Source organism: Coleofasciculus sp. F4-SAH-05 (genome assembly GCF_040222985.1).
In the GTDB taxonomy this organism is placed as follows: Bacteria; Cyanobacteriota; Cyanobacteriia; order Cyanobacteriales; family Coleofasciculaceae; genus Coleofasciculus; species Coleofasciculus chthonoplastes.
Window position 1 is genome coordinate 1 of the sequence record NZ_JAVKBY010000064.1, and the last position, 12,534, is coordinate 12,534.

General features: G+C 47.9%; 9 protein-coding genes. 2 read left to right on the forward strand and 7 right to left on the reverse strand.

What is annotated here, in order from left to right:
* Nucleotides 1–90: zinc ribbon domain-containing protein (locus tag RIG27_RS07925; protein ID WP_446344077.1), on the forward strand; the 90-nt coding region annotated here is incomplete at its 5' end.
* Between the two features lie 403 nt (nt 91–493).
* On the opposite strand, the gene RIG27_RS07930 is transcribed toward RIG27_RS07925, so the two are convergent.
* From RIG27_RS07930 to RIG27_RS07955, 6 genes are all read right to left on the reverse strand, one after another.
* Nucleotides 494–3,391, reverse strand: coding sequence for a DUF1156 domain-containing protein (locus RIG27_RS07930; RefSeq protein WP_446344002.1), 2,898 nt, complete (start codon nt 3,389–3,391; stop codon nt 494–496).
* Entirely contained in the window at nt 3,388–3,993 is a 606-nt protein-coding gene (locus tag RIG27_RS07935) for a hypothetical protein (protein ID WP_446344004.1), read from the reverse strand. Before RIG27_RS07935 ends, RIG27_RS07930 begins: the two co-directional genes overlap by 4 nt.
* Nucleotides 3,990–7,559 carry a helicase-related protein gene (locus RIG27_RS07940; protein ID WP_446344006.1) on the reverse strand — a complete coding sequence of 1,190 codons (3,570 nt, stop codon included), beginning with the start codon at nt 7,557–7,559 and terminating at the stop codon, nt 3,990–3,992. Before RIG27_RS07940 ends, RIG27_RS07935 begins: the two co-directional genes overlap by 4 nt.
* Before the next feature lie 309 nt (nt 7,560–7,868).
* The gene (gene cmoA / locus RIG27_RS07945; RefSeq protein WP_446344008.1) at nt 7,869–8,642 is read right to left on the reverse strand and encodes a carboxy-S-adenosyl-L-methionine synthase CmoA; all 774 of its coding nucleotides are present in this window, start codon (nt 8,640–8,642) and stop codon (nt 7,869–7,871) included.
* A 341-nt stretch (nt 8,643–8,983) separates the two neighbouring features.
* Nucleotides 8,984–9,694 (reverse strand): tRNA1(Val) (adenine(37)-N6)-methyltransferase, encoded by a 711-nt coding sequence (locus RIG27_RS07950; RefSeq protein WP_446344010.1) that lies wholly within the window; start codon nt 9,692–9,694, stop codon nt 8,984–8,986.
* A 142-nt stretch (nt 9,695–9,836) separates the two neighbouring features.
* Nucleotides 9,837–11,045 (reverse strand): U32 family peptidase, encoded by a 1,209-nt coding sequence (locus tag RIG27_RS07955; RefSeq protein ID WP_446344011.1) that lies wholly within the window; start codon nt 11,043–11,045, stop codon nt 9,837–9,839.
* Here RIG27_RS07955 and RIG27_RS07960 point away from each other — a divergent pair.
* Nucleotides 11,026–11,190, forward strand: a complete 165-nt coding sequence (locus tag RIG27_RS07960) for a hypothetical protein (RefSeq protein WP_446344013.1) — start codon at nt 11,026–11,028, stop codon at nt 11,188–11,190. The two genes, RIG27_RS07955 and RIG27_RS07960, sit on opposite strands and share 20 nt — an antisense overlap.
* Here RIG27_RS07960 and RIG27_RS07965 read toward each other — a convergent pair.
* Nucleotides 11,187–12,410: a U32 family peptidase gene (locus tag RIG27_RS07965; protein ID WP_446344015.1), complete on the reverse strand. Its 1,224-nt coding sequence runs from the start codon at nt 12,408–12,410 to the stop codon at nt 11,187–11,189. The two genes, RIG27_RS07960 and RIG27_RS07965, sit on opposite strands and share 4 nt — an antisense overlap.
* Between the last annotated feature and the right edge of the window lie 124 nt (nt 12,411–12,534).

Below are 12,534 nucleotides of genomic sequence, written 5' to 3' on the forward strand. Positions count from 1 at the left end.
TCTGAACGGGTTTTCCGGTGCGACAACTGTGGATTTAAATGTGACCGAGATCTGAACGCATCCTTTAATTTGGAAATAGCCGCCAGTTAGGTGGGGAAGTGCCTGTGGACTGGTTGACCCTGAGCGGAGTCGAAGGGTTGACCCTGAATTTCGACAGGCTCAATTTCCGCGGAGTCGAAGGGTTGACCCTGAATTTCGACAGGCTCAATTTCCGCGGAGTCGAAGGGTCAACACCGAGCGTAGCCGAGGTGTTGACCCTGAGCGGAGTCGAAGGGTTGAGTGCCGACACTGCCAGAGTGAAGCAGGAAGTAAGCATCAAGGTTAGATTTGACTACGGTTGATCAGTTTTGAGTAGGTCTTATGTAACGGATTCAAGTCCTGAACTCTCACTCCGGCTCCCCTCTGGGGGATGTAGGGCTTTGTCCTTCTCGAAGAGTGGGAAAAAGATTTGTACTTTCATTAATTTTCACCTCTAGAATTCCCAAATTCAAACCTAAAATCCTAAATCGCCTTGGATGGGCTGAGATTGAAACTCACTTGCCAAGCGGGTAATTTCGGGCCAAGAGATGACCAGGCTGTTGTAGGCAATGCCTTCGGCTGCCCAACCTTTTCTATCGCACAAGCTATAGAGTCGATAGGCTAAATCCCTGGCAATTTCGCCTCTTTCGCCTAATTTCGCCAACATTTCAGCCGCTCCCATCTCGCCTTTTTGGTCGAGTTCGTGGATGAGGTATTGGGTGACTTCCCAATCGGGCATCCGGCTATCGCTATTGGGATTCCAGTCTGACTTCAACTCCTCCCGTTTGAGCAGGCGAACTTTGCCGCCCTTTGCCTCTAGGATTCCCGCATCAACCATGCCACTAACACTGGTATTTTTGGCTTTGGAAAGGGTTTCAGCATCACCATACTGTCCTGAGTTAAATTGATACTGCTCGAACCAGGTGAGCGCCCAACGGGTATCGCTGTCAAATGCGCCTTCTTGTTCGGTGAGATATTCGTCGAGGATTTGGTTGATCAGTTGTAGGGCGGTGCGAACCCGCATGGGGGAACCGTCGTTTTCGAGGACGGCGGCGTATTGAGAGAAGACTGCCATACCGGGTCCGATGCTGGCTTGGGCGAGGTCTACCGGGGCGATGTTGCCTTGTTGCAGGGTTTTCAGGGCTTTGGGGAGTTGGCGTTTGAGTTCGGTGAGGAATTGGCGGCGGGTGGTTTTGGGTGCGTCGGTGGGGCGGGGGCGACAAACGAGGACGATGGAGGAGGCGAGGGCGTTGGTGCCACTGGCAACCATGCGGTTACTCAATTCACTTCGCATCGGCCAGGTTCCGCCAATACTGAAATCAGCTTTCATTAAGCCTTCTAGCATGGTTTCCCAACCTGTAGAAGCCACTGATTCATCACTTTTGCCCTTTTTTTCTGTCTCTGATTGCTTGAAAGCATAGTAAATTGTGAGGGGATAGTCTGCAGGGGAGATTTCATGCATTCGATTGAAGGCTTTGCCTAACCCTTCTTCAAAAAATATTTGAGCTTTTTGTTTACTTCCTCCAAAACGATAGGGTGTAGCAACTAATTCTTGAGATTTTGGAACAAGGAGAGTGCTACAAATATTTAAATAAAATTTTCCAATAGTTCGACGTAGCCAGACATAGAAGAAATCAGCTAAATCAGCGTAGCCTATGTTGTCGTAATAAGGAGGATCTACTGAAACAAGCTTAGATTTTTGGGTTTCGATAGATCGTGCATCACATTGACTAACTTCAGCTAAAATCGAGGACGGAACTTTTTCTAAGACACCAATTACCCATTCAAGGTTTTTTAGCCAATTACCTGATGAATCACTGAAAATATTTCCTTCTGCAAAATCCCAAACCATAGGAATAGCTTGTCTGGAAAAAACATGACCCACTCCCAAGTTTTTAGAGTCAGATCTCCAAGTGCATATATTTGACCAATAATCAGATGACTTGCTTACTCCAAAAGCCAAATAAGTTGCGATCGCATCTCCATAAGCCCTTGCCCCAGTCCCGCCATCATTCAGCGGCACATCATCATCAGACAGACCCGCAGAGATAGCATCTTGCGTCGCCTTTTCCCTTGCCTCACTGACTAAATCGCTGAAGGTGGTTAGAGCAACAAGTTGGCGATCGGTGAAGAGATTGGCGTGTTTAACCATACCGTAAAGCTGGACTCGAAAACCTAATGCTTGTTCTGGTAAATCGGTATCTGGTTTCCATTCGGGTTGAGCAGAATTGGCAATTTTTTCATGTTCCTCAGTAGGAGCAAGATAAACCCGCCCACTTTGCCCTTCAGCTACAATCGCCATCAACTGCTGACTCATCCGCCCCGCCTTGCCCTCACTGCGAATATGGTCAAACGGCACAGGCGTTTCACAAGCAATACACCCTGCACCTTTGCGGCTCACCGTTCCTTCTGGAACTTCTCCCTTCCCAGTTTTCACCTCAAACCGAATCGCTGGCGGCGTCTGCTCTCGGTCAATTTGCGGTTCAACCCAAGCCTCTTTCCCCTTCTTCGTCGAAAGCTGAAAACTCCGCACCAAAGGCATTTGACAGCCACAAGCCGGGTTCGGACACTTCACCGTTCTTGCCCACAACCATGCGATTACTGTTGCTTTTCCTCCCCCATACTCCTTTGGTAACTCCACCTTCGGGTACAAATGCCCAATCCGCTTAAATGCTTCATCCCGCATCCATTGCCCATAAAACCGCACATCCGCCGCCAATCCTTGCGCCCCTTTCCAAACATTCATCCCCTTTTTCTGGCGATTTTCTGGATTAATAGGCGATAAATCTTTAAACTTAGGCGGAATTTCAATCAGCGCCTTATTAATCAACACCGCCACCGGATTCAAATCGCTGGCATGAGCTTCTAATCCCAACCGTTGCGCCTCCAAAGGAATCGAGCCACCCCCAGCAAAAGGGTCATAGACAGGCGGCGCATATTTAGCAATATAGTCCCGTACCGCCTCTGGCTTCGTTGGCGGTTCTTCCCCTCTATCCCAAGCCAAACATCGGGCAATTTCCTTTTGTGCCTCGTCAATGATTGCCGGTTCTTTGATATCATCCCAGGACACCAAACCGCGCACCACTTGCTTTTGATTCCCCTTCTTATCGGTTTCGATAGTAATTCGCCCTAAAATATCAAAGAGTCGCTGCCGTTCCCGCTTCTGGTCTTCTTCTGTGGGAAACTTATCCAACCAACTGGACGGATCATCGACCAAAGACGCCCATAACACGGCTCGACAAGCTGCCAATGGTCGCCTCGCCCACCACAGATGCAGCGTTGAGGGATGCCCATGGCGAATCGACTTTTCACGAGCCGATTCTGCATTAATGGCTTCTAGAGGCAGGGCAACTTCAATCAGCTTCTTTCTCATCGGGTGTTATTGGCTATCCACACTAAAATACTGAGTACCTGTTCAACCGGGGGAACCGGATAATCCGTCAAATCCACTGTTACTATACTGTCCTCCAACTTAAGAAACCGCCAAGCCGTTCCTGTCGTCACACTGCCATAAATCGTGGGAATTGCTTGTTCATTCGCCCGGTTAAAGCGCTGCGCTGCCACCATCTCAGCCAAACACTGTCCCATCCCTCGCTTCAAGTCGTCTTTTTTCGCTTCCACCACGACCAAAACCGGGGCTTCCACCACAATTTGCTCGGGTGATTGACTGATTAAAAAGTCACAGATGCCATTGAGTCCAGCTTTGGGATCTACATTGAACTCTTCTCCTGAAAAAACGCTGATTTTCCGCTCTAAGACTTGCTGAACCTCCAACAGAATCGGATTAATAATCGCTTCAGAACGAGCTTTTTCATTGCCAACCGCGATCGCCCAAGGAATATTACGCTGAAGCATTTCCTGCAAGAGGGAACTGGGTTGCACTTCCGGGAGAACCGGAAAAAAGCGATCGCCCTCAATCGTCTTTAAGCTAAAATCTTGCTTCGCCTTGGACCAGGTGAATTCTCGATAACTCATCTCGGTTGCTCCCCCCGTTCCCATAACTCCTGCCAGTGGTAATTCACGCTACTCGCACCAAAATCCGGCTCCCGTTGAAACGGTTCCCTCACATAACGCACCACACAGCCGTTTCCTGGTAACTTATACTCTCCCCTCGCTTCCCGAACCACAAACGCATCCCCTTCCGGGAATTTTCGATTAGGGGGAACCTGCACCAACGCCAAAATATAATTATCTGGCTGATTCAGAGCCGTAAGGATTTCATTTTTGGTGACCGTGACAGTATCCGCTCCTTCTATTCTGCCCTTGACTTCAATAAACCGCAGCCGCCCGGTTCCAGGTACAACTGATTCGATGTCATAGCCACACTTTTTGGCACTAACATCCTGAGGCTGATAACCGAATGCTTGTTCCTCTGCCATCACTGCTTCCATTGCCAACTGTTCTACCCGCTTGGTTTCTCTGGCAAACATTGTGGCAGTCGAATCCCGTTTGCCTTGCAACCGTTGCAACAGTCCGATAGGCACAACCAGCGCCCCACCAACCACCACAGGCGGCATCGGGGACAGCTTGCGTTCCTGTTCCAATTCAGACAGACGCTTCTGCAGCCGTGCGGCTAACTCATCTGCCCGTTGCTGGGCTTTTGTCGAGTTGAGCTTGGCATTGGGCTTACCGGCTTGTTCCTGTAACCGCAAATCTGCCGCCCGTTGATCCCAATAGTTAATTTCCTTAGTTAGCCGATCCTTAACCGCCCGAACCGTCTTTTCAATTAACTCCTGTTTACGTTCCCCCACCTCCTGGAGATGGGGAGTAACCAAGTTGGCAATGGCATAGCTGGTGGCTTTACTTTCAATTTCATCTCGAAGCCCTACAGAACCCAGAACCGATTCCACGAGGGGTTTTTCGGCTTCCTCTAGGGGTCGATAGTCGAGATAGGGAGCATAACCTGCCCCTTTAGCCTGTCCGGTGGTGTCAATTTCTACATACTGCATCCGGCGAGAAACAACCCGACGCCGACCTTCCCGTTCTGTGCGAGCATCTTGGATGGAATGCTCTAAGTAAACCAAGGCACGTACCGCTTCACCCGGATCATTTTGATCCACTAAAATGGCTCCTTGTCGCAGCAAATCACGGTGGCGTTCTAAAGTCAGGTCAAGGGTAGCATCCAGGAGGGGATGACCGGGACAGATGAAATCTGCCAGGGGTTTTCCAGGAACGCTAATCAGTTCCTTCTCAAAGCAAACCCGCTCATAGCGCCGCAGAATCGGATCACCGATGCTAATCTGTCGATCGCGATTACGAATCACCGCCGGGACATGGGTAATCTCATAGCGCTTGGGTTCCCGTTGGCGAATCGTACCCCCCAAACGCTGAAAAGCTGCCAAGAAAAAGGAAGCAATAAAATGGGGCTGAAGTTTCCGCGCCTCTGCCCGTTCCATGTCCTCTCGGATTTGCTGCACCTTCGTCGCATCCATAGAGTCTCGCGCCAAGGCACGTTCTTCTAGCAATTCCCGTAGCCGCCCTTGATCGAGGCGATCGGCAACCACCTGGTTAAGCTTCGCTTTGATATCCTCGCGATCGCCATAACGAATCGCTTCGATCAGCAGTTCCCGCAATTCCTTCCCCGCGATCGCTTTCCCCAAGACATCGAAAACCTTACCGCCGAGCGCGTTTTGCTCCTTTTCCAGTTTCTGCAACAGCGCCAGATACACATCCCCCTCGCGGGTTTCCCCAGCCACCAGATTCCAGAGGTGACAGACTTCCGTTTGCCCAATCCGGTGAATCCGCCCAAAGCGCTGCTCCAGACGATTGGGATTCCAAGGCAGGTCATAGTTCACCATCAAATGCGCCCGTTGCAGGTTAATCCCTTCACCTGCTGCATCTGTGGCAATCAAGACTTCGACGGTTGGATCTTGCTTGAAGGCTTCTTCTGCCTGTTTACGAGAGTCTCGACTCATACCGCCATGAATTGTAACAATGGCTTCAGGACGACCTAACAGCGTGCCGATGCGCTCCGTCAAATAGTTTAACGTATCTCGATGCTCAGTAAAAATCACCAGCTTACGCCGATAACCCCCAGCATCAAACATTTCTGCCTGATCTTGCAGGAGTTTCGATAGCTCCTCCCATTTGCGATCCTTGCCACTGCGCCTCACCCGCAGCGCCAGATTTTCCAGTTCGCCCAAGTGATCGATTTCGGCTTGCAGTTCAGTAATAGTGCGAGCGGCTGTCGCCAGATCAATGACCTCTTCCTCCGTCGTTTCCCGCTCCTCAGTAGAAGACTCCTCAAAATCATCGTCCCAGTCTTCCAAATCGATAGTCAGTCCAAACTCCAATTCCAAACTCAATCCGCGCGATCGCATTTTCTCGTCTCGTAGACGTTTCTGTAACCGCTCCCGCCGCCGTTGCAGGGACTGATAAATTGCTTCGGGGGAGGATGCAAGGCGACGTTGCAATATAGTCAAGGCAAAGCCAACGGTGCCTTTGCGTCCATTATTGGCAAGGGCTTCAGCCCGATTGAATTCCTCTCGCACATAATCTGTCACCTGCTTATAGAGAACCGCTTCCAAATCAGACAGCAAATACTGGGCGGTATGTGCCAGACGTTCTGGAAACAGAGGCTTGCCATCAAACTTGAGCAAATCTTCCTTAACCAAGCGACGAATCATGTCCGAGGTATCACAAGCATGCACCCCATCCCGGAAACGCCCTTCAAAGCGATCGCCATCCAGTAGCATCAAGAAAAGCTGAAAGTCCTCTTCCTTACCATTATGGGGAGTCGCTGTCATCAGCAGGAAGTGACGAGTCAGCGTTGAAAGCAGCTTACCCAACTTGTAGCGCTTGGTTTCCTTAATTTCTCCCCCAAAAAACGAGGCTGACATCTTATGCGCCTCATCCACCACCACCAAATCCCAATCCGTTTGACCAAGCTTAGCTTGCAAATCCTCATTCCGGCTCAGCTTATCCAGCCGGACGATAACCAACGACATTTCGGCAAAAGCATTCCCCGTGCGAGCCGCTTCGATGCGGTCATTCGTTAAAATCTCAAAGGGCAGATGAAACTTGTGAAACAGTTCATCTTGCCACTGTACCGCCAGACTCCCCGGACAGACAATCAGACAGCGTTGCAAATCCCCCCGAATCAGCAACTCCCGGATAAATAACCCTGCCATAATCGTTTTCCCCGCCCCCGGATCATCCGCTAAGAGGAACCGCAGCGGCTGACGGGTGAGCATCTCCCCATAGACGGCTGTGATCTGGTGAGGGAGGGGTTCGACGAGGGAGGTATGGACAGCCAGCAGTGGGTCAAATAGATGAGCTAGCCGAATGCGATGGGCTTCTGAGACGAGTCGAAGTAATGCGCCATCACCGTCAAAACTCCAAGGTTGCCCTTCCGTGATGATATCTAATGTCGGCTCTCGGTCTCGAAAGAGGAGTTCGGTATGAGGTTGTCCACTAGCATCTTTATAGGTTAATTCAATCACATCACTGCCGTGCCACTTGGCGTCAATGACAGTGACATGGTGATTGGGTAAGATACCTTTAACAGTTGCACCACGAGTGAGGTCTTCAAGTTGAGCCATGTTCAGAGTTTTCCGGAATAGAACCGATGAGACAAATCAGGTTCCCAATGGCATCATGGTTGCTCCCAGGGGAGCGTCTGGCTAAATCGGAATCAACTGTTCAGTTATAGCTAAAGTCTAAATTAACGTCTAGTTTATTTGATGTCAAGCCTACTAAGCTGTTCGGCATTTAAACCTTAATGTCAATAATGGCGCAAGGATGGTAGTGCGTTAAGCGAAGCCATGCCGCAGGCTTTGCATCTTGCTCGCTACTAATACCAAATTTAAATGCATGACAGCTTATTAGTTTATGGGCGTATAAATCACCTCTTACTTAAGAGCAACCCAGGAAATAAAGTTATGTAATTTAATTAGTGAATCGACTTGCTTAAAACTACTATCATACAACATTTGTACCTGCTGGGCTTCTGTCAATGGCACTAAAACATTCTCTAGCGCCTCCTTTTTACGTTCGATTTCAGTACGGGCATAACCATTATGAGCTTTAAAAGCTTCGTAGTGTCGGGTGATGGTCTCTTGAAATTGGGGATAGGGTGATTTGACTTTTTCACTGACGAATAGTAAGCCTCCTGGCACCAATCCTTCGTAGATAGTTCGCAGCAAGAGTTGGCGCACCTGTAGCGGCAAAAATTGCAAGGTGTAGTTAATCACAACAACGCTACTATCATCAAATGAGCAGTTTTCTGCCTTGTCACAGATGAATTCAATCTTATGTATTTGTTTAATCTTAACTAACTTTTGCTCTGCTTTCTCTAGCATAGGTTGAGAATTATCAATCCCAACCAGCGTAGCGTTTTGCTTCAAGAAACGCCCCAGTAGTTCCAGAAATGTTCCCGTAGAACAGCCAACATCAATAATCCGCGTTCCCGGTTGATAATATTCTCTCGCCCAATGAGCAGCACAGGTTAGTACTTCTTGATACAGAGGGACAGAACGGGATATCATATTATCGAAAACATTGACTACATCCTGGTTGAAAACAAACGGCTTGGGCCACACTCCTTTTTCAAAGAGTTCATCTTTTTCAGGACTCAGATAAAGTTTTGTGGGATAGAGTTCTGGATCGAGTTTGTCGTAATTCATCAGTCAATCGTAGGGGCAGATTTAGTAACAATTGTAGGGGCGGGTTTAGGGACAATCGTAGGGGCGGGTTTAGGGACTAAATTCGGCTCCTCACCGAAAACGGAACAACAAAACCCGCCCTCCTCACCACTAACGGAACAACAAAACCCGCCCTCCTCACCACTAACGGAACAACAAAACCCGCCCTCCTCACCACTAACGGAACAACAAAACCCGCCCTCCTCACCGAAAACGGAACAACAAAACCCGCCCTCCTCACCACTAACGGAACTTCCAGAGCATTCAGGCTTATGTCTATGGTTATACAAATTAACTTATAATCCCAAATATAGATATTTAAATTAATATTTCAGGTAAAATTCTTTAATCAAGCTAATAAATTCAGGGGTATAAACCCGTCGGGTGGCTTCTATCGTAAGGATGTTTTCCTGAGAGGATAACGGATATTTCCCCAATTCCAGTATAATTCGTTTAGTTTGACTGGCTAAGGTCGGTTTAACAGAGAGTTTCCTGTGGAAAAAAAAACCAAAGGCTTCGGCTTTTTCTTGGAATAGTTGGGCTACTTCAGTGGGGTAAATGACAGCAAGCCTACCGTTCTCACCCATAAGCTTTTCTGCCACTTGTAATAGATCCAATTGCCTGAGAGAATCACTATGTCGTGCGACGGTTCTCGCCTTTTGTGACGCTTTACTGGCATTGTCAAAAAAGGGAGGATTAGACACAATCAGATCGTACCGCTTTGAGCAAGTCGTGGCATAATCTTGCACAGAACCCTGATACACCTGAATGCGATCGCGCCACGGGGATCGCGCTACATTCTCCCGCGCCTGAATGCCAGCCTCTGCGTCAATTTCCACCGCATCGATATACGCCTGCGATCGCTGTGCCAACATCAGCGCCACCAAACCCGTACCTGTGCCGATATCCAGAATGCTTTGCACGCCTGTGATATCCGTCCATGCCCCTAACAGTGTACCATCCGTTCCCACCTTCATCGCACAGCGATCGTGAAAGACGGTGAATTGCTTGAAGCGAAAGTAAGGATTAGACATTCTCTGCTAAATAGGCGAAGAGCCTCACGTCATAATTTTCAATTTAACCCAGGTATCGCACTCTAGAAGGGCGGGTTTAGTTAAGTTATCGGTTTGTGGCAAACTGTTATCTGTCAAACCCGCCCCTACATGTCTGAATTAATCAAGACATTTTCCCCAGAAGTAACGAACCCGGAACAGCTTTTTTGATCCAATTAGTCACTAAAATTTGTTCGGGTTCAAACCTATCAACCGATTCGCCGTTCACGGTACGAAAAATAACGTCTTGGGGAACAATTTCTTCACCCGTTGGTAAAACCATACCTTGAATCTGGGAAATCTCGAAGGAACGCCAGGTGTAAAAAACCACATATTTGCCACTTTCTCCAGCCATAACTTCCGCTAGACAGGCATCATTCCGGTATTCAGATAGTTTTGATTTCATCCGGGTAAACAAGGCGGTAGTACGATTCGCTTTGAAAAAAGGAGCGCGTGTTTCTCGGAACCAAGTTTCCCGTAATTTGGTCGGATTTTCTAACACCTGGCGACAAATTTCATCAATATCAATAGCAACATTGTCCTCCTGACTCAGATGGCGTAAGTCCAAACGGACTGTATGTAAACCCGCCTCACGTAACCCATCTAACTGATCCAGGATAAACTGATCTTTGTCTAAAAACATAAACGTTCCATGAGCAGTTTCTAATGTCGGAAAATGGCGATTAGGGTTATCCGCAAAAGCCGCCGTCGCTTCTAGGTAGAGAGGGGAGTCGGGGTTGAATCGGTATAGCGAATCGATGTCTTCTGTTGCTTCTATATTCTGGCTTTCCAGCAACGGGTTTACCAAGAGCGATCGCGGCGAGTAAAATAACAGAATGGGTCCCACACCTAGCAATTCACAGGGAACGGGTAAGGTTTGGCAATATTCAATTAGCTTTTCTTCCGGTAGTTCAATCGATAAGACTAACCGTTCCAAGGAATCCGAAAAAATCTCGCACCATCCTTGCAACGCCTCCAGATTGTGATTTCCTGTCTCAACAATTAACTGGATAGGTATCTGAGGAAAATGGGTTTTCAGCCAATAAGCCGCGCCCGGATCACACACACGAATTGCACCAAAAAGACTGAGTTGCCAATCCTTTAGCTGATCACAAAGGGTTCTCATTACCCGTTCTGGCATTAACACATCCCAGATGAGTACCGAGCGTAGTTGTTTTTTCCACGCTTTTTTGGCTAAATCATGTACCTTCGCTTTTGATAATTGTCCCTGTCGCGCTAATACTATCGGTTCTAATAATACCTCATGTAGATGGGGCGCATTAACACAGCGTTCTAAATCTTTAATTGATGAAATGAAGGTATTAAATTGCATTTGTCATTTGTCATTCGTCATTCGTCATTTGTCATTCGTCATTTGTCATTCGTCATTCGTCATTCGTCATTCGTCATTTGTCATTTGTCATTTGTCATTCGTAACCACTATGGCAATCCTGCCAAATCCATTACCACATTGTTAACTAGCAACGGTTACAGGGGAACGGGTGAATCGAACGACATTTAATTTGGTGATATTGTGCGATCGCACGGAGTCATCCGGTTTGGGTAAGCGCACAAGACTGTCCTTTCGCATCGACTCTAAGCGTTCACCTGTCATCGAAAAAAGCTGATTAACTTGCCAGGGTATCGGCTTGTCCTGAAACGGGATAATTTCAATTTCATCCCCGACAGCTAACGGTTCAAGTAACCGTAAAATAATCTCTTGCGGCGTTGTATCCATAACCATGCCTAAATAAGAGTGGGTTCCTGTATTAATTCCCGATAACTGTCCAAAGACTGAATCTTTATCGGCTGGTGTTTCTAAGGAACCGGAAAAATAGTCTCGGTTAGGAATTGATTGCAGTTCGGCTGCGGCTTGGCTGAGTAACTGTTTATCTAATCTCCCAGCAGCATAAGCATCAATTAATTGGCGATAAACCTTACAGGTTAGGGCGACATAGAACGATGATTTCATCCGTCCTTCTATTTTTAATGAGCAAATATTATGGTTAAAAAACTCGCCAATCTGATAAATTCCCCACAAATCTCTGGACGACATGAAGCTGACTAAATCATCAGCTTGCTGCTCCTGACGTTGTAAGTGATAGGGTAATCGACAGGATTGGATACATCCGCCCCGATTAGAGTCGCGACCTGCGGTAAAATTAGAGATTGTGCAATGACCAGAATACGCCATACACATTGCACCGTGGGTAAACATCTCCACGTCAATACCGGATTCTTCTCCAATTAAACCCGCTTCCGTAATACTGAGTTCTCGACCAACAATTAAGCGCTTAACTCCCATCTCTTTCCACAAACGGGCGCTATAGGAATTGAGACAAGAGGCTTGAGTGGAAAGGTGAATATGGAGATTTGAACTCGTTTTAACCACTCGGATAACGCCTAAATCGGAAACAATTACCCCATCAACGCCAATGGATTCTAGAAACTGGCAATAGTCGGGGAGTCCCTGAAAGTCTGCATCGTGGAGAAAGGCGTTCAGCGTGACGTAAATTTTGGCATCATGGTGATGGGCAAATGCTACACCGTGGGCTAACTCAGAATCCGTAAAATTATCCGCACGCGCCCGCAATCCATAGTTTTGTCCCCCTAGATACACTGCATCTGCACCATAAGCAATGGCGACTTTTAACCGTTCCAGATTCTTCGCTGGGGCGAGGAGTTCAGGTTTAAACATGTCTGGGTTTAAGGATAAGCGGGAACAGCCCTAATTTAACATTCGTGGCGCGATCGCATCCAGATAACTAGTTAACCCCGATTGAGTATGAGAATGAGGCAGGACATACCGATGACCAAGGACA

What these genes read in the sequence shown, in the direction of transcription:
- cmoA (WP_446344008.1), bottom strand. Translation starts at nt 8,642, where the DNA reads ATGAATTACGACAAACTCGATCCAGAACTCTATCCCACAAAACTTTAT.
- RIG27_RS07940 (WP_446344006.1), bottom strand. Translation starts at nt 7,559, where the DNA reads ATGGCTCAACTTGAAGACCTCACTCGTGGTGCAACTGTTAAAGGTATC.
- RIG27_RS07935 (WP_446344004.1), bottom strand. Translation starts at nt 3,993, where the DNA reads ATGAGTTATCGAGAATTCACCTGGTCCAAGGCGAAGCAAGATTTTAGC.
- RIG27_RS07960 (WP_446344013.1), top strand. Translation starts at nt 11,026, where the DNA reads ATGAAGGTATTAAATTGCATTTGTCATTTGTCATTCGTCATTCGTCAT.
- RIG27_RS07965 (WP_446344015.1), bottom strand. Translation starts at nt 12,410, where the DNA reads ATGTTTAAACCTGAACTCCTCGCCCCAGCGAAGAATCTGGAACGGTTA.
- RIG27_RS07955 (WP_446344011.1), bottom strand. Translation starts at nt 11,045, where the DNA reads ATGCAATTTAATACCTTCATTTCATCAATTAAAGATTTAGAACGCTGT.
- RIG27_RS07930 (WP_446344002.1), bottom strand. Translation starts at nt 3,391, where the DNA reads ATGAGAAAGAAGCTGATTGAAGTTGCCCTGCCTCTAGAAGCCATTAAT.
- RIG27_RS07950 (WP_446344010.1), bottom strand. Translation starts at nt 9,694, where the DNA reads ATGTCTAATCCTTACTTTCGCTTCAAGCAATTCACCGTCTTTCACGAT.